The sequence below is a fragment of the Anaerobiospirillum sp. NML120511 genome (assembly GCF_023050955.1).
In the GTDB taxonomy this organism is placed as follows: domain Bacteria; phylum Pseudomonadota; class Gammaproteobacteria; order Enterobacterales; family Succinivibrionaceae; genus Anaerobiospirillum.
The window spans coordinates 1-20,125 of record NZ_JALKIK010000021.1 but is presented as its reverse complement, the minus strand read 5'-3'; the positions used below and the strand labels follow the sequence as shown (position 1 = coordinate 20,125).

The 20,125-nt window shown below is 51.6% G+C and carries 6 protein-coding genes; all 6 read right to left on the bottom strand.

Annotated features, from left to right (window positions below):
- Positions 1 to 1,339 precede the first annotated feature (1,339 nt).
- Entirely contained in the window at positions 1,340 to 13,951 is a 12,612-nt protein-coding gene (locus MXE39_RS07335; protein ID WP_246977889.1) for a UvrD-helicase domain-containing protein, read from the bottom strand.
- A 725-nt stretch (positions 13,952 to 14,676) separates the two neighbouring features.
- Positions 14,677 to 15,591: a UTP--glucose-1-phosphate uridylyltransferase GalU gene (galU, locus tag MXE39_RS07330; RefSeq protein WP_246977888.1), complete on the bottom strand. Its 915-nt coding sequence runs from the start codon at positions 15,589 to 15,591 to the stop codon at positions 14,677 to 14,679.
- A gap of 533 nt (positions 15,592 to 16,124) precedes the next feature.
- Positions 16,125 to 17,027, bottom strand: coding sequence for a flagellin (locus MXE39_RS07325; RefSeq protein ID WP_246977887.1), 903 nt, complete (start codon positions 17,025 to 17,027; stop codon positions 16,125 to 16,127).
- 30 nt (positions 17,028 to 17,057) lie between these two features.
- Positions 17,058 to 17,960 (bottom strand): flagellin, encoded by a 903-nt coding sequence (locus tag MXE39_RS07320; protein WP_246977886.1) that lies wholly within the window; start codon positions 17,958 to 17,960, stop codon positions 17,058 to 17,060.
- A gap of 43 nt (positions 17,961 to 18,003) precedes the next feature.
- Positions 18,004 to 18,912 (bottom strand): flagellin, encoded by a 909-nt coding sequence (locus MXE39_RS07315; protein ID WP_246977885.1) that lies wholly within the window; start codon positions 18,910 to 18,912, stop codon positions 18,004 to 18,006.
- An 839-nt stretch (positions 18,913 to 19,751) separates the two neighbouring features.
- The coding region (locus MXE39_RS07310) for a flagellin (protein WP_281503489.1) at positions 19,752 to 20,125 on the bottom strand (374 nt) is incomplete at its 5' end.

Here is a 20,125-nt window from a genome sequence, read left to right as displayed (position 1 = left end):
CAATGCGGCGCTTTGTTCTCCGGTAATATTGACGGATATATCAGGAGTGCGGACACGGCTTGTGGAGCGTAAAATCCCCGCAGATATGGGAAGAGACGGGACTGAGGTGAAAGAAAAAACAGTCAGGAAGTCCCCGCATGGGCAGGGAGCAAAAAGGCACGCAAAAGGCACGGCGCGCACCGGGGATATTTATTTGTGACTTTTTGCTGTTTATTAAAGGGAGCAAAAATGTCCAAAATCGTCAAAAAAGGGCTGAAAAGTAACCAAAAACGCTAAAAAAGCCCGAAAAATGGCAGCAAAAGTGCTCAAAAACGCTTTAGCGGCCATGTTACAACATTGCTAGTTTATTTAATGACTTAATAAAATCACTTTAATAATATGACAAAATTTAGGGCATTTTAACCATAACAGCCAAAAAATCCCCCAGGGACGGACATAACCAGCTCATGGCTCTGTATCCGTACCACGGGTTTATCTATCTTTTATTACCGATAAATATGATAAACACGCCCTTTTATCCCACCAGACAAGGTCCGCTATCCCGCCATATTCTACAGGAGCACAAAGGCAGTACCAGTCGGAGCGCAAGGTAAAACAAACGGGTAAAAAGCATTGAAAAAGGCCTGATTTGACACTTTGGCATAAGTAAAACTTATGCAAAGTTAGCCAAAGCTACTGTCTTCAACATGCACCTGACAGGCCTGTGACCAGGATCTGGCCGGATGCCGACCAGGATATCACCTGGAACTTACCAGGATCTGGCCCGGATACCGACCAGGATCTGGCCATGAGCTGACCTGATTCGCCCCTGAATGCCAGGTTCCCATGAGCCGATTGTGCAGTGATTCTGGTCTGAGGGCATACCCGCCTCAGGCTGAGTGTCTGCACACATTGCACATGCAGACATCTCCTCTGAGAACACACCGGCATATATTCAGCCTGAGGTCCAAATCAGGGACGAATACTGACACTTCTAATCACGGCTGATTGGGACCTGAATGCCGTCTTATGGTGGCAGCCGAAGCGATGTCTCGTGGCAGACTTGGATTATTGCTGCAAATGCTCATATCACGGCAGCCGTGAGCCCCACTGCCATCTTATGGAGGCAGCGGGCTTATAACTGTTGCAGCTATTTGGCATATGGTCATTCCTGATGGAGAAACAGAGTGTCAGCAAATCCTGAAGGAATGCTAAGGCTCTTACTTGTTATGCCCTCCCGGCCAGTTTTGCTTTTCCGGGCCGGGACTGGCCAGGCCGGGACTGGCACTGCATGGCCGTGCAGGGCATGACATGGCCATGGCCTTAATCAGGTGGCTGGCTGCCAGGCTCTGTGTGTGGCCTATGGCCGGTGCTGCAGACTGGATGGCTGATAAAGCTGAGGCTGAGGCTGATGCTGAGGCTGAGGGGGCACTGTGGCTGTGCCCATGCCGGCGAGCATGACTACATAAATAAAGCCGGCATCTCGTGCCTGCTGGCACCAGCTGTCCTGATAGCGGGGAGCTCTCATGCCCCGGGCCATGCTTTTTTCAGCGCGGCGCAAATCGCCCTCAACTGTTTCGTCAAAGGTCCAGGCGGCGATATTACTGATAAACAGACCGTGGAGCTCTACAGTGCGGGTGCGGGCCATGGCAATGCCGACAGGATTGTTTCGTGACAGGCGTCCAATGACAACAGGCAGGTTGTTATTAGCCGGACTGCGATGAACAATATCAAAATTGCATCCTGGAGCAGCTGAAGTACTGAATGTCGTGGCCATGCCCGGTATCCAGGCGTCCTGGTCGGGGCCGTAGATCTGATCTGCTGTGAAGGCCGCAGGATCGCGTGCCGAGCGGGCAATCACTGTAACCTCGTCATTACGGCTGACAAAGCGGTCCAGATAGTCGTTGATGGCTATATTGTCCTTCATGGCCGTAAAGCTCAGATGGTAGTTGGACAGATCAGGGACGCTGTCGACAAAGCGCATCTGACCGCCGTTATCGGCAATATAGCGGCGCTGCTCATCAAGGGCATACTCACGTTCGCCCTTGTAGGCATAGAGGTATTTGCGGGCACGGGTATAGGCAACGTAATAAAGACGGCGCTCCTCAGCAAGATCAGCCTTTTCATCTTCACTGAGCGGAAAGATGGCTGAGGCAGTACGGGCAGCTTCGGTGCAGCTCCAGTTCCGGCGCTTGAATCCCTGAGGATTATCAACTGTTTTGTGCTCAAACAGTGGCAGTGATGCTGATGATGGACTTATCAGCACCATGTCAAACTCAAGGCCCTTGACCTTGTGCATGGTGGTCAGCACCAGCTGCAGTCTGTCATCCCTGATAAGACGCTCGTCACGGTAGGTATCGTAGATACGGTAAATCTGCGCGCCCTGATCCTGATGGAGCACCTCGGTTATGTAATCACGCATACTGTCCATGGTGGCAGGTGAACCGCTGTTATAGGAGCTGCTGGCCATTTCAATGTAGCTTAGCACCACGCACCAGGCCATATCGATACTTGTGTGATCCCACATCGGATGGCTGTACATAAGGTCAAGACACACCTTTTTGATTTCATTGCCAATAAAGTTTTCATGTTCAGGAACCAGTATCAGGTTGCGGCCTTTGTGACTGTCACAGTATCTGATAAGAGCATAGAACTCACGTTCACGATCAAGAGGACAGCCTGAGGAGCCCTGAATTCTGATATTAAAGTTGCTCAGCAGGCTGCCATGCTCTTTCATCATATTGCGCAGCATGGCAAGGCCCTGATAAACCTCATTATTGGTTCTGAAGAACAGGGCAACAGTTCTGATGCTGCGTCGCTTGACTATGGTATTGAGTCTGGAGCTGTCAAATCTTTCAAAGCTGTCACCATCGGCCATGGCAAAAAGCTTTTCAAGAGATGTGCGATTCAGGCGGCCGTCTGTTGCAGTATCGTCACTGTCCGTGGCTGATACCTGGGACCTGTCCTGAGCAAGGCTCTTGCCCTTGCCCTTGCCCTGGCTCTTGCCCTTGCCCTTGCCATTGCCATTGCCAGGGGCGTTAGCCTTTCTGGTTGCATGGTCAGGAGCCTTACGGGCAGAACTGCTGTCTGAACGGCTGTCGGCACTGTCTGCCGGGGCACTTTCCATATTGTTTTGCAGCTGGTTATTATGCTTATTGATCTCCTGTTCAAACAGCTGCATTATTTTGCGGTTTTCATCCAGGGCAAAGCTGAGCATACCAGGCAGATGCTGGCGCAGCAGCGACAGCGGGTTATCTGAGCGGCAGCTGCTGTCAGTGCCGCTGACCTGATCTGCCTGGAGGGCAGTGGCATTTTGCGCTGCATCTGACGCGGCATGCTCGCAGGCAGAGCCTTGGGAAGATTCAGAGCCTGGGGCGGCGGCAGAGTCAGAGCCAGGGGCGGCGTCAGGTGCGGCGGCGGCGCCTGAGGCGGCGTCTGCAGCAGCCCTGGTCTTGGCCGGGGTGTCCTGCGTGTCTTTGTCCTGGCTGGCTGGGGAGAGATCTGCGTTGCCTTTTACACGGCAGTCAAAGATGCGTGCATAGTCAGTCTCAGGGGCATATTGCTCAAAATCAGGAGAGCTGACAGGCAGGAAAGTACGGTCTGACAGGAAGTGCGCTGCCAGGTCCAGAATCTTCTGGAATGAGCGGTAGTTCCTGGACAGAGTCATGGTCTTTGGTCTTAAGATGCTGCCCATCCAGTTGTAATATGGCTCGGGACTGACTGCCAGAGCATACTCTGCCGGGCTCATAGTGCTGTTGTGGGCATCACCACCGGATCTGGTCAAAGCCTGGCCCGGTGCCAGTACTGCGTAGCTGGCTGCAGCAGCGGCAGCATAAAATGGTGCGGCGGCGGCAGCTGCGGCTACGCCGCCAGCTGAGGCGGCAGCGCGGCTGTGCTGAGCAGGGCTGTCTGGCTGCAGCTCCTCATCATCGGACTCATATTCATCGTCAACAGCATCCTCATAGCTGTCAAAGCCATGGCCGCTGCCTGCATAGCGGTTTTCAGGGGCTGATCTGTGCTCATGGCGCCGTGCAAACCTGTCATTGAGTTTATCCCCGTCATCCTGATCGCTGCTGTCCTGATGGTCAGAGGCTGAGGTCGGCTTTAAATTAAGATGCAGGGCTGCAATGGAGCCATCAGATCCGGCCCTTGCCATGCTCAGAAACTCCTGAGGCAGGGCGCCATTGACGCGATCAAAGCCGTAGATACTCTGATTGATATCGCCAATGGTGAAAAAGCGCAGGCGTGGGTAGTTGCGCGTGAGATTAAGCAGGAAATCAAGACGCGTAAAGGTAATGTCCTGGAACTCATCAATCATGATGAACTCGAGCTTAGGGAAGAGCGAGGTAAAGAGCTGAGGCTCAGTTCTTACGCTGTGCAGCAGCACCTGCTCCCACCATCTGGCCTCAACATCATTAAGACGATCGCGCAGGCAGTAGCGGGCCAGACCATGGAAGGTATAAATGGCAATGAGGTGAGCAATGCGGCCCATGCCCAGGCTGGCAAAAAGGCTGTTCAGGCGCGTCTTCAGTTCGGTGACCACAGCTCTGTTATAGGCCAGCACCATGATGTTGTGCGGGTCAATATGATCAATCACTACCAGACGTGCCACCTTCATGGTCAGCACATGAGTTTTGCCCGAACCAGGGCCGGCCAGCACATTGACGTGACGGTCAAGACTGCTGGTATAGACCTCCCACTGCTCTTCGTTGTCCTCCATCATGCTCTCGGCTTTTTTAAGGGCCTGAGCATTGAGATACTGCAGAACTGTTGAGTCTGGTCCTGAGAAATTGGACAGCAGGGTTACATAGTCCTTGTAATTTCTGATGCGGAAGAAGTTCTCAATAAAGGAGCTGCGATCCTCCGGCCTTACCTCAGTGCAGAAAACCCTCATGATCATAAGGCGCGCAAAAGCCATACGTGCAGTTTCTTCAAAACCGTTACGTACCTCATAGTAAATTGAATTACTGTCAGTGGCATTATCAAGAGGCAGCAGAGCATCTTTGCCCAGAAAGATTTCATAACCCTGACTGAGAAGACCTGTATACGTTATCAGGCGCATGGTGCGCAGCAGCTCAAGAGCAAAGTAGAAGTAACCGTAGCCATAGAGCCTGCCATCGCTTTGACCGTAGAGACTTTCAAAATCGCTGCGGCTGTTATGCAGCTGATATCTGTTGCTTATATCCTTTGCATCAGGGTGCATGAGTCCGAGGCGATCAATAACCTTGAACCAGTTGTTAAACCAGCTGAAGGATTCAGACAGTTCGGCAGCCTCATCATAAGGGGCCTGAGCAGAGGCAGCTTCGCCTGAGTCAGGAGGCAGTATATTAATGCCCCTGGTGCCCATGGAGCTCATAAAGCTCATGGAGCTGTTTAGAGATGTGATCGTGGCTGCCCTTCGCTTAAGCATCATTTGAATTTCATTGGTGCTGTTAAAGTCGGTGTAAGCAAAGTCGAGCAGGCGTGGCAAATCCTCCTCAAGAACATCAAGGATAAGATGGTAGGAGCGCAGGCCGGCACTCAGGCTGAAGCTCTGAGCTTCATTGATTGAGGCATACAGTCTTGTGTCATAGCGCATCACAGCTCCTGGCATCCAGGAACAGATACGGAATATGCCGGCTATGATCAGCGGGGTGGCCTTTTCAAGCCAGGCGCTGGCCATAAAGATGCTCTGGCGCGGATTGCCCTGATACCATGGCATAAACAGTACTTTGCGGGTGGTGACAGTTTCCACGCTGTTAGCTTTGATTTTTTCAGTAATTTCAACCGTATGACAGTAAGGCTTGATCTGCTCTTTGAGAATCTGTTTGATCCTTTGCGAAATGTTTTGTCTGCCGATACGCAAAAACATGGCAGATTTGCGTCTGTTACGGTTGCGACGACGTTCATCACCTTTGCTGATGCGTTCATAAATTTCATCTGTAAACTCATGAGCGCCAGCAGGACCTGTTTGCTTTGCCTCACTCAGAGAAGAGCTTGATGAAGGCGAATGCTCACTGCCACTTGCAGAGCTGTCCTGCTGTGAGCTGTACTGAGCTGTGAGATCAAAGGTATCATCTCCGCCCTCCATAAACATTTTATGATGCACATACTGGCCATGGCGCCATGCTTCATCAAGCAGCTCACGGGCAATTAAAAGGGTAACTCCCAGAGTTGGCATAAAGCGTACGAGCTCGACTGCACTTTCCGGTATTCTTTGCTTATCCCTTTCCATCTGGCAAAACCAGCTGATTTCAGGATTTACGGAGACAGGGCCATCCATTCTGAAGCTGGAGCTGACTTCGATGATGTTGCGTCTGGTCAGCTCAAGCAGAACATTGATCACGTCTTTATTGCTGATACGGTTGGATCTGGCAAAGTGCTCATAATCAAATGCATGAGTACCGGCCATGACAAGCCGGGCTGCAGTGATCTCCTCACCATCTGGGCTGTTGTCTCTGTCAGCTGAAGCTGCAGCAAAATAAGGTAATTCCTGTTTTTGCAGATTTTTGATCTTCTGATTATGCTCATCTGCAAGCAGATCCTCACAGATCATAAGGGCGTAGGTTAAGGTCTTATTGCCGCTGTCAAGCTGAAGCATTTCATCTGGAGCAGATTCTCCTGAGGTAGCAGTGCCCAGGGCAAAATCACTGCCCATAGCCCTGACTGAATCAATGCTGTCCTTGACATTATGTAAAGCACTACTGTCCTTTGAGTCAGGCATGTCATCGCCAGCACTGCCCTTGCCGCCGTCATGGCCAGCATGGATATCACGGGACGCAGCGCTGCCATGGGCATGATCGCTATCGCAGGAGAGCTCTGTATCAGTGTCTGCACTGGATGGTGTATCTGCGGGGCCGTCAATGACGCGGCCTGATGATGTCAGGACATAGCTGCGCTCGTCGTCACCTTCAGTGCCATAGACCAGCTGTACCCTGCTGACAACAGTATTTTTGAGAGACTGAGCCTTAAAGGTGCGGATAAAGTCACGAACCACGCTGCTGTTAAACCTGACAGCAAAAGGCACCATAGTGCGGAACTGGATCCTGATACGGCCAAGATGCTCAAGGTAAAACAGGATAAGGCGCTCTTTTACCAGATTACGTTCGCTTTCAATATGAGTTGGCGGAGGCAGAAGTATTTCTGTCTGAGAGCGTGACAGAACATCAGCAGGCACAGCTACCGGCTGAGTAATGGACTCCCTGAGGGTCATGAATTTACAGATATAGGAGCGAATCAGCAGCTCGGAGTGGACCAGATCACTCCAGCCAATAAGACTCTTGCTCAGGTATGCTGCATCATTATCAAAGTCCTTACTGTCATAGAAACAGCAGGCAGGCAGCTTACGGCCATCAGGGAAGGTGGAGTTATACATCCTGAGGTCACGACCGGCACGGCCAACCTCCTGCAGGTAGTTTTCAAACACTGATGGCGGAGACAGATGCAGTACGTAGTGAATATTAGGGATATCCATGCCCATGCCAAAGGCATTGGTGGCGCACAGAATATAGATCTGTCCCTGGGAGCAGGTAACAGAATCCTTCTGCTGCTCTTGCAGTGACTCGATATAAATCAGTTCTCTGATGCGCCTGATATCATTGCTGTCGATATTTTCCATGCCCGACAGCTCCTTGAGAAGGAATTTCTCGCGGGTGGCCTCCAGACTCTCTTCTTCGAGTTTCTGAGCATCCTCATTGCTTATTTTGAAGCGCTCAAAGCGGTCCTTGCGCTCTTTGGTATCAAGACCGGCATGGAAAAAGTCAACGTGACCTGCCATTTGAGCAATGGGGTCATAACTGTCATCGCTGTCCTGACTTTCTCTCAGCGGATTGCTGTAGTCATGCTCGATGTGGACAATACTGTCGACACTTTCGGAAGCAAACTCATCTGCAGAGATAATTCCCTTATCGGTGCTGGCAGCGTCAGGGCCAGTCTTCTCCACATTATGGACAGAGGTAAAGGCGGTGCCGGCACCATATTTATCTCGATTTTCAGCTGATATGCCTGTTAAATGATCTGTTGATGTTACAGGAACGACCTGGCCTGCAGTTAAGGAACTGGCCCTGGCAGCTGTTATCGAATTGGCCTTCATGAAGCGGTGAGCATTGGCAGCTTTGTTAAGCTCCAGGGCCAGTTTTCGGCACTGATTACGGGTGCGGCAGAAGATAATAAGGCGACTTTTACGGAAGTCTATCCTGTTGCGGCTGATAAACTGCAGTACAGCATTGAGGCGTGAATCTTCGTCACAAGCTACAGGCTCCATCTGCAGAGCAATATGATCGCGTATCGGGTTGTAGCTTTCATTGCCGACACCGAGCATTACCGGGTCAGTAAGATAGTTCTTGAGATCCTTTACCACCTGTCTGGTCATGGTGGCAGAGCACATAATGCTGGTAACAGGGAATTTCTTGCGCAGCTCAGAGCATACCCAGGCAGCAAAAATATAATCAGGGCGGAATGACTTACCCCACTGGGAAATACAGTGAGCTTCATCAAAAATCATGTACTCACCACCGCCATCGCGGCGCAGACGCTGATACAGATCCTGGAAAAAGCTGCGGCTGCGAAAGCGCTCGGGAGTTACATACAGCAGCTGCAGACGGCCATTGCGCAGAGCATTCAGGCACTGAATGTTTTCATGCTGCATACGGTCTGAGGATATGTAATCGACATTATCAAAGCCACGGGCGCGCAAAGAGAGCACCTGATCGAGAATCAGGGCTTTAAGCGGGGAAATAACAATGCTCAGACGCCCGCTGTAGCGGGATCTGAACAGGGATGGTCCCTGGAAGAGTACAGACTTGCCACCGCCTGTAGGAATGGAAATCAGGCAGTCATGATCATGTCTGATAATGGCAGGCAGGGCGGTTTTCTGATAATCACGCCACTCATTGCCATCAATAAAGCGTTCGGAAATCTCACGCATGGCAATGTTCATGGCGAGCCTGCCATCAGGCGTATCTTTGTCGAGCAAATCAAGCAGATTTCTCCATTTGCGCTCTGACAGCAGCTCCACCTCATGACCATCACGCCCATTCATGTTCTGGCTATGGTTCTGCCACTGGCCATGGTCAGAGCCCGTGCCAGAGTCATGACCACTGCCCTTACCATATCCCCAGCCGTCATGGGCGCCTGCTCGGCCGGCCCTTGAGGATGTCATGGCTCCGGCTGAAGCTTCATCAGCCTGAGCAGCTTCAGCTGCAGCTGAGGAGGCGGATGTTGCTGGTGCAGATGCTGTGGCAGAGGCAGCATTGTCAGTCTGCTGCATGAGGCCGTGCATGGCTTCGAGCTGACTGAGGGTGGCAAGAGCATCGGAGATTTCGTAACCGGCGCTGCTGAAGTAGCGGGTACTTAAGGCCAGCATGGCATCTCTGTCAGCATCATTTGCGAAGAACTCAAGGTCCATTCTGAGGCTGGCAGGCACAACTGCAGGAACGTCAGATACTGAGCTGACTGTGCGCGCAGCCTGGCTTACGGTATTGAAGATATTGGCTGCAGTGGCATCACCGCCGTAGCTCTGGCCGCCATAGCCGGAGCAAAGGTCAGGGTCGATACAGTAAAAATCAGCGCGGGCAAGTGAGCCATCGCCGCCTGCAAGAGCAAGGCAGGCCTGACGGAACATACTCATCAGACCCTCAAGAAGCATGCCGGTCACATCATCATCACCGCCATAAAAGGCCAAAGATGCAGCATGACTGCATTTCCAGTCCGGCTGTGAGCTGTCTGGAGCTGTTCTGGCCATATTGCCTGTAAGGGCTTCGTACTTTAGACAGAGGCTGTGCAGTCCGCGACTGTAAAGTCCCGGAAAGAAGTGGCTTGCCTGAATATGTCCCTTAAAGCATGGCTGGCCGGCAGGAGCACAGGATGCGGCAGATGAGCCGGCACGCAGGTTAATAGCAGAACTGATGGAATCACTGTCAGCATCTGATGATGACAGGAAGTTGTGCTCACGTATGATTCCCAGCAGGGTACGGGTTTCGTAAGAGCCAAGGTTGTCGACAATAATGGCGCAGCGCTCCCTGCGGCATTGCCAGGCAAGAGCCAGCAGCTCATGGTCATTGCTGATAAGACGGGTAAGAGAGCGCACCTGAACGTTAAGGGACAGGGCATCAGTCATGGCCTGAACCTGACTTATGTCATTGTCAGCGGCAATGAGGTAGATAATACGCCCGGCGTCCTTAAGCTCAGGACGGGCACACAGCTGGCTTACCAGTTTTACCTGGGAGGCCCAGTAGTAAGGCAGCATTTTCAGGCTGTACTGATCGCGCAGCAGGTACTGCTCATCAGGGAGCATATTCATTATGCTCTCAGTGCTTATCGTGCCCTCATTGGCTGCGCGTGAACGGACCAGCACCAGAGTGCTTGCCTGACAGCCCATCGCAGCTGTGTTTGCAGCTCCAGCATCTGCAGCCAGGGCAGCAATGCCACCTGCAGCGCCAGCATCTGCAGCCAGGGCAGCAATGCCACCTGCAGCATCATCACGGGAACGGACAGTGTCATCACCGGCACGGGCAGCGTCATCAACGGCAATGCTGTCTGTGCTGGTATCAGAACCTTTAGAGGCATGGCTGGCATCTGTATCAGCAGTAGCTGGGCTGGCCGCTAAGGTGTAGGCTAAGGCAGAGTCATGCTGCTGTGGCATGGAGGGAAAGCAGCGCTCATCGACACGCAAATTGAGGGTTTTGCCCTCAAAAATCATGATTAGCTCAGACAGAGGGAAAGGGCGCTCCAGTGAGCTGATGGTCAGATGATGAGCATCATCACGGGTAATGATCAGGTGTTCGCTCTTGCGTGAGGCTGGTATCAGACCATGGGTTGCGCACCACTTGCCAAGCTCGCGACTTTGAGCCGGGCTGAGTACAGTGAAGTGCTCACTGATATTGGACGGATGCAGTGAGGTCTCAAGAGAGAGGCGGGCAAACAGGGACACATCGACATGCGATGCCAGAGGGGTAATCTTAAGGGCATAGCTGAGCAACATGGCTGAGCTTTCAACCACTATGAGATTATCGCTGGAGGCAAGGGTTTCATGGTCAAGGCGCAGCTCGCTCAGATGCTCGACAGATGCTGTCTTTATGCCCTCATGACGGCACAGTACAGTTACACCGTCTGACCATGGGTCAGCCGATGGCAGCAGTAAGTCGCTGCGGCCTGACATCTCTGTGGTGAAAATGCTCTCAGGTATGTTGATGCCGCCGCCCGGAAGCGATAAGCGCGATGCGATCTTGCGCACAGTGGATGGAATAAGGGCGCAGTAATTCCTGACACGGCTGCAGGCATATAAAGCAAGAGCCCAGGCAATCAGAGCATTATGCTCACCCCACTCAAGTACAGCATCACTGTTGATATAGCCTGACTCAGGCCATACAGCCCCATTACCACTGCTGACATCAGATGCTCCCACAGCCCTTTTAGCGCTGCTGACATCAGCAGTGCCCACGGCGCCATTGCCATGGATGTTATGCTCACATGCTCCAGGGCAAGAGGCCTGGTATGGCTCAGGCACACAGCCGGTAACCGGAGTAATAAGCACCATGCGTCCCATGCTGCCATAGAGGCTCTCTGGCATGATGACGAGCGTGTGCTCGAGCTGTCTGTACAGCTTATTAAGAGCCGACTCAGGATTATCCTTAAAGCGTTCTGCCAGCTTGAATGACTGCAGCAGGGAGCTCAGTACCGGGCTGTCAGGAACAACGGCCTCAGGCCCAGGCACTGCGGGAAGAGCAAAAGCAGCAGCGCCGACAGGTACGGATATTTCAGCAGGCACAGAAGTACCGTCAGACACGGCAGGAATGTCGTGTACAGCAGCCCCCTCTGTCATCAGGGTGCTTATGCACTCATCAATGGCAGGGCCACGACTGCTGCCATCTGGTGTAAGTCCTCTCAGAGCAGAGCCAAGCTGCCAGAGCATCATTGCAAGGGCATGGTTGTCGCCATCACAGATGAGATCAGTAAACTCACCAAGCTCATCAGGAAGGTGCTCTTTAAGCTCAGTCATGGCATTAAAACGCAGACTGTTAAGCTTTTTAACTGTCCTGTTATGCTCAGTGGTGCATGTATATGTATCACTATGTTTAGCTGCACATGCAGCTGTGCCTGCTCCAGCCCTGGACGCTGTGCTTTTGCTTGCAGACGATCCGGTAAAAAGGCAGGCGGCAAGGAAAATCATGCTGGTTATAAGGCGGGTGTGCAGTGCAGCAAACAATCTTACGTCAGCATCAGAACTCTCGACCACGCTGTCAGTAACTGTGCCTGCATATTTACCTGTGGAAGCATGGGAGAAATCATCAGTGGACCTGTCATAAGCAGCTGTGTGTTCGACTGCCTGAACGCTGGCAGGCGGCCTTGTGATGATATTAAGAGCAGCTCCCACCAGGGCAGCGATACTTAGAACATCAACTCCGGCATGCAGGGCACTGCCGTGAGGCTCAGTAAGATACTCAAGCTCATTGAGATCAATAAGGTCAACGCCGCTCAGGTTGCTCCACAGCTCAGGATAATCATGCAGGTCGCAGCCGACCAGCACAGTTGTTTTCTGAGCAGCAGATACTGGCAGGGAGGTCCCGGTTTCAACAGTAAACTCCTTAATATCAAAGGGCTTACTGCACAGACTGTCACCGCCTTCATCAGCTGAGCTTTCCGCTCCATTGATGCGGGCAAGCTTTACCTGCAGGACACGAGTAGCAGCATCTCCCTCACCAGCATCATCTGCCCTGGCCTGAGCATATGAAAGGCCATCGCAAGCAGCAGTTACATGAACCAGTGCTACACCCTCAGGAGTCAGGCTGGCTATGGTTTTAAGTTTATTGAGCAGTGCTGCCATGAACAGATCGCCACAGCAGTCATTGCGCGCAAGAATGCTGTTGCGCTGCTCATCAGACATAATTTCCATGAGGTAGCGCTGCTGGGACTTATCAAAGCGGCTCAGGAACAGCTCGTGCTCATCAAGGCACTGCTGCATTTCTGTCAGTGCTACTTCATTGAGAACCTGAAGCTTCCTGTTAACACTTTTGCGCTCCGCATCGCTTCGAGCAACCTCCTTATCCTCACCTGCCTGGGCATCAGTCATGGAAGAAGCATCGTCATCATAAGATGAGCCTGATGACTCGTAATCATCATTAGAGGAGCTTTCTTCAGTTGAAGTATCTGCACTGTACAGCGCATCACCTGACGATGCAGCACTACGCTTGAGCAGTCTGTCGATAACCTGCACAGTCTGTCTAAGAGATATAAAGGCGTTGCTGTCAGGTTCCTGTTCAACACCAGCTGCTACATATGCATGAGCGCCATCATTGGCATGATTTTGAGAACCTGTCGGCTGGGAGGATTGCTGTGCCTGTGCCTGAGGCGGGAGTATGTATCCCTGGGAACGGGCGTTTTGAGAGGCTGAAGAGGTTGCAGGGGCATGGAAATTCTGACCATTGCCCTGCTGAGGCATGGACTGATGTGCATACGGAGGCTGAAGCTGTGATTGATAATTTACCTGATCCTGAGGTACGTCCTGATGACGGATATGAGGGGAGCTCTGGCCCGGATACTGGTAGTTAGCATGCTGTGGATACTGGGGAGCCATTGCAGGTACGCGCTGCCCTTTACTGCCGGCCTGTTGAGGTGCCTGCATATAACCTGCATTGAAGTGGGCATGCTGAGGATGTTGTTGCGGATGCTGCGGCTGCTGCTGCATATAGCCTTGAGCTGCAGAGGCCTGATTACGACCCATAGCATTGCCAGGGCCATAGCCATTGCTGCGCTGGCTGTGCATGGAGTCAGGTGCGCTGTTCATCTGGTATGGGCGGGCGCTCTGATTGAATGCCTGGTGCTGCATGGCGCCATGGGGGCCTGACAGAGCATATGGCCCCATAGTGCCAGGATGTCCTGACAGAGCAGATGGACCCATAGTGCCAGTATGTCCTGACAGAGCAGATGGACCCATAGTGCCAGATGATGCTGGCACAGGCTCATTGGAGCGATACTGTCCATTGCCCGGCGCCATATGAGGGCGTCCTTGCATATGAGCTTGTCCATGAACATGGGACCCGGTTTGAGCCTGATCTCGTCCAAAAGTCTGAGCCTTCCCATAAGGCTGGGACTGTCCCATAACCTGAGGGTATCCAGGCGCCTGCTGCTGAGGGTAGCCCTGCAGCTGGCCATGGCCCTGCGACTGCCCATTGAGGCGACTGACGCGACCTTGCACAGCAGGCTGGCCCTGCCTGTCAGTTGGCAAAGCGACAGGAGCGGAAGCAGCATTTACTGCATTACCATTGTTCTCTGTCTTATACATGTTCTGATGACCAGCGGCACTACGCTTTGCAGTACCGTGCATAGAAGTGTCTGCATTGTTTTCCTTAATTGCAGCATGAGAAACATCAGGACGGGTATTATGCTTATTACTGGTCATAACTTTATGTAGTTCTGGCAAGGGCTCTGAGCAATTACTGGACTTGATTTGCCAGTAGCGGGCTGTTCTGTTCTGTGCTGTCAGTGCAGCGCAGCTCATGGTATGAATGAGTGTATCATGGCTGCAGCCACTGCCCCATCAGCTGACAGTCAGGACAGGTATTTTTGCAATGCACAAACGCCAAAGCCACCGTGAAGGTGGCTTAGCTTAAGAGTCTGATTTTATCTTACGTACATTCGGGCATCATGCCTCAGGCATGATTAACACAGTGGGGGTGTGCGGCTCGGGCGCAGCCTGCTTTGACAACTTGCGGCCGGCTCTTAGAGAGTGGCAGCCAGCTCTTTGATATAGCGGGCGATATTAGGTCCGATATCAGGATGGCGCAGGGCAACCTCGATAAAGGTTTTGGTGTAGCCTTCCTTGTTGCCACAGTCATGGCTGTGACCTACAGCTGCATAAGCATGAACATTTTCGATATTCATAAGAAGATCAATGGTATCAGTAAGCTGGAACTCGCCGCCGGCTCCAAGAGGAGTACGACGGAACAGTGGCCAGATTTCAGCAGGTAGTACATAACGACCGGCAACGGCATAGTTGCTTGGAGCCTCATCTACTGAAGGCTTTTCGATAATGCTCTTGATTGGAACATCCTTGCCTGAGGTCAGTTCAGCGCCGTCCAGATCGACAATACCGTAGGATACGACATCAGCATGAGGTACCGGCTCGACCATGATCTGTGCAACGCCTGTCTCTTCAAAGCGCTTAACCATGGCGGCCAGATTGTCCTTTTGCAGATCAGAGGCTACTGAATCCATGATGACATCAGGAAGCAGTACGGCAAAAGGATTTTTGCCGACGATAGGATAGGCGCACATGATGGCGTGAGCAAGGCCTTTGGCTTCACCCTGACGGACGTGCATGATGGTTACATCCTTAGGGATGATATTCTGCACTTCAGAAAGCAGCTGGCGCTTGACACGCTTTTCCAGAGTGGCTTCAAGCTCGAAAGAGGTATCGAAATGGTTTTCGATAGCGTTTTTGGAGGAGTGAGTTACCAGAACAATATTCTTTATGCCTGCAGCTACAGCTTCATTTACGACAAACTGGATCAGAGGGCGATCAACCAGAGGCATCATTTCCTTTGGGATAGCCTTGGTTGCAGGGAGCAGTCGGGTTCCCAGTCCAGCAACCGGGATAATAGCATACTTGATATTGCCGTAATTCATGTCAGGCATAACAGCCTCCACCAGATGATAAAAATTTCAGCATATTCATTATGCCATATGCAGGCACTGGGTTTTATTAGGACCATATAAGAAAAAAGCGAGACCTTGGCGCCTCGCTTTTCCTGTGATTCACCCCGGCACATCTGACAGCTGAGGTGACTAACGTTTGTACTCAAGTGATTAAGACCGGACCATCAGGTACGGCACCGTAGTGATTGTGTTCTTACAAACCTTGAACGGCATCAACAGATGCCCGGACGGTGTTTTACTGATGTCCGTCCGTCAGTCTCGGGCTCAGCAGAGCGCGGTTCTGACTGATAAATATGTGACTGGGCGTCAAACACGCCCTTTCGATCGCATACATACTATCACAGATAGGCTGTGACTGCCATAAATAAAGAACTGGCAACTGCATCTGCAGCGCATCCACCAGACTTACTGATATGAAAAAGGCCTGAATACACGCGGTATCCAGGCCTTTTGTAAAATTATGGAAATTTCAGGCAGCCGACAGGTCAGCACCTGAATATCCAGAGCAGCTGTTAGCCGAGCAGGGACAGACCCAGTTGTGGACGGGTATTGGCCTGCATGAGCATGGAGGTGGCAGCCTGCTGAATGATGGACTGCTGGCTCAGGTTGGCAGACTCTTCGGCGAAGTCGGCGTCACGAATACGTGAGCGGGCGTCAGCCTGGTTGGCAGAAACATTAGCCTGGTTGCGAATTGAGCTCTCCAATCTGTTCTGGATAGCACCTAGTCCGGCACGCTGACCATCAACAGCAGCAATCAGCTTGTCCATGCCCTCGATGATGCCATCAATCTTGGTAGTATCACTTAACAGAGCGATAGACTTATCTTTGTTCCATACATCGCCTAATGTAATACCTGCCAAATCAGCCATTGCGGAAATGCGCATGGAGTTAACCTTGAAATCAATGGTATCACCCTTGTTTGCGCCTACCTGTAAGGTCATGGTACCGACATTTTTGGCACCGCCGCCGCTGTAGATATCCTGATCGGTGCCGCCGCCGTCCAGAACGGTCTTGCCACCGAAGGTAGTCTGGGAAGCAATACGGTTGATCTCTGTTATTAAAGAGGTGGCTTCCTTGTTGAGAGCCTTACGGTCTTCATCGGTGTTGGTACCATTCTTGGCCTGAACAGCCAGGGTACGTACCTTCTGCAGCATGCCGCTGATCTCGTCCATGCCGCCTTCGATGGTCTGGGCGAGAGCGATACCATCGGAGCTGTTACGGTTGCCCTGGTTCAGACCATTAATCTGGGTAGTGAGTCGTGAGGAAATCTGCAGACCTGCAGCGTCATCCTTGGCACTGTTAATTCTCAGGCCTGAACTGAGGCGCTGGTAGGTGGTAGTAAGCTGATTCTGGACGTTGTTGAGATAGCGTCTGCCGTTAAGTGAGCTGACGTTTGTATTGACGTAAACTGCCATTTTGAAATCCTTATTACAATCTGGACTGTATTAGCCGAGCAGGGAAAGACCAAGCTGTGGACGGGTGTTAGCCTGCATGAGCATGGAGGTGGCAGCCTGCTGAATGATGGACTGCTGGCTCAGGTTGGCAGACTCTTCGGCGAAGTCTGCGTCACGAATACGTGAGCGGGCGTCAGCCTGGTTGGCAGAAACGTTGGCCTGGTTGCGAATTGAGCTCTCCAGCCTGTTTTGTAAAGCGCCAAGTCCAGCACGCTGACCATCAACAGCTGCAATCAGCTTATCCATGCCCTCGATCATGCCATCAATCTTAGTGGCATCGCTTAACAGAGCGGTAGATTTGTCCTTATTCCATACGGTATCGAACTGAACATTAGCTAAGGCGGCCATAGCGGACAGGCGCATTGAGTTTACAGTGAACTCAATGGTATCGCCCTTATTTGCACCAACCTGAAGTGTCATCTTGCCGGTATTCTTGGCACCGCCGGTGCTGTAGATATCAGCGTCGGTGCCACCGCCGTCCAGAACGGTCTTGCCACCGAAAGTGGTCTGAGAGGCAATACGGTTGATTTCGGTCATTAAGGAAGTAGCTTCCTTGTTCAGAGCCTTGCGGTCTTCCTCTGTGTTGGTACCGTTCTTGGCCTGAACAGCCAGGGTACGTACCTTCTGCAGCATGCCGGTGATCTCGTCCATGCCACCTTCGATGGTCTGGGCAAGAGCGATACCGTCGGAGCTGTTGCGGTTACCCTGGTTGAGGCCATTAATCTGGGTAGTCAGGCGTGAGGAAATCTGCAGACCAGCTGCGTCATCCTTTGCACTGTTAATTCTCAGGCCTGAACTGAGGCGCTGGTATGTGGTCGTAAGCTGATTCTGGACGTTGTTGAGATAGCGGCGACCGTTAAGTGAGCTGACGTTTGTATTGACGTAAACTGCCATTTTGAAATCCTTATTACAGTCTTAAATTCGATGCAGAACAGGACTAGCCCAGCAGGGACAGACCAAGCTGTGGACGGGTGTTAGCCTGCATGAGCATGGAGGTGGCAGCCTGCTGAATGATGGACTGCTGGCTCAGGTTAGCAGACTCTTCGGCGAAGTCTGCGTCACGAATACGTGAGCGGGCATCAGCCTGGTTGGCAGAAACGTTGGCCTGGTTGCGAATTGAGCTCTCCAGTCTGTTTTGTAAAGCGCCAAGTCCGGCACGCTGACCATCAACAGCTGCAATCAGCTTATCCATACCCTCAATGATGCCATCAATCTTAGTGGCATCGCTTAACAGAGCGGTTGACTTGTCCTTATTCCAGAAAGTATCAAGACCTATATTTGCAATAGCCGCCATAGCGGACAGGCGCATGGAGTTAACTTCAAAGCTGATGGTATCGCCTTTATTAGCGCCTACCTGCAGAGTCATAGTGCCCTTTGCAGCAGCGCCACCGCCGCCGGTGCTGTAGATGTCATTAGCGGTACCGCCGCCGTCCAGAACGGTCTTGCCACCGAAAGTGGTCTGGGAGGCAATACGGTTGATTTCGGTCATTAAGGAAGTAGCTTCCTTGTTCAGAGCCTTGCGGTCTTCCTCTGTGTTGGTACCGTTCTTGGCCTGAACAGCCAGGGTACGCACCTTCTGCAGCATGCCGGTGATCTCGTCCATGCCACCTTCGATGGTCTGGGCAAGAGCGATACCGTCGGAGCTGTTGCGGTTGCCCTGGTTGAGGCCATTAATCTGGGTAGTCAGGCGTGAGGAAATCTGCAGACCTGCTGCGTCATCCTTTGCACTGTTAATTCTCAGGCCTGAACTGAGGCGCTGGTATGTGGTCGTAAGCTGATTCTGGACGTTGTTGAGATAGCGGCGACCGTTAAGTGAACTTATATTTGTATTGACATAAACTGCCATGATGAACCTCGTATTCTTTGCTTATTTATCCCTGAAATAGGCTTTCAAAGGCAGCTGGCGACATTTGTCTGCACAGTGTACGCAGCAGGCCTTGTTGGTACGTTATCAGTGATAGCGTTTACACAGCATGGGAAAGTTATATTGTTTGTCTGTCAGCTTAGGGGAACGCTCCATTGAATGGTTTTTCAACAATCATAAATCGCTTGTACGTGAAGTTAGTTATAAATAAAGATTTATTGTATCTAATAGATACAGCGTCGTGCGCGCAAATATAGGCATATAAATGTATTTTGCTGTTGACAGGTTTAGATAAATAAGCGGTTTCTTAATAAGAACTATCCGAAAAGATGCTTTACTTGTATACCAGCTATTTGACTCATAATTTATGACAGGCGCGTCAAAATTCTGAGGCATAGCTGTCCAAATTTTACTGCATTATAATGTTTTGTAGAGTAAATTCTGGAATTGTGCGGTATGGAATTTGAAGTTGATTGGGGTGTCAGATACTGAGAATTTAAGCTCGTACTTGTTTTATAAAGCACAATATCTTTCTTTCTTTCTTTTCTTGTCTAGTTTGTCAGTTAAGTTACGAACACGTGATATGAAACAGGGATACATGTCGGACAGGTTCGTGTTTTGTGGTATTAGCGCAATTTCTGGCATGATTTACAGGTGCAAGGTGCAAGGTGCAAGGTGAAATGTGAAAGGTGCAGGGGCTGATAGTGATGAGCTCAAACATATGAAAAAGGCCTGAGCGCGTTGTGCACTCAGGCCTTTAAATTTTTGCGTATTGGTATCAGGCAACTGATCTGTCAGTGCCCGTATTACTTATGGAGGAATTAGCCCAGCAGGGACAGACCCAGCTGTGGGCGGGTGTTGGCCTGCATAAGCATGGATGTAGCAGCCTGCTGAATAATGGACTGCTGAGACAGGTTTGCGGACTCTTCGGCGAAGTCTGCATCACGAATTCTGCTGCGGGCATCGGCCTGGTTGGCAGAAACGTTAGCCTGGTTGCGGATGGAACTCTCCAATCTGTTCTGGATTGCACCTAGTCCAGCGCGCTGTCCATCTACCTTGGCAATAGCGGCATCAACTGCGGCTATGAGATTGCTGGCGTCGTCGGCAGTGGCGAGGGTAAAGCCATTGGTTTTGTTCCAGACGGCACCGGCGGCACCACCACCACCACCACCGCCGCCGGTGCCGTCTGGAACAA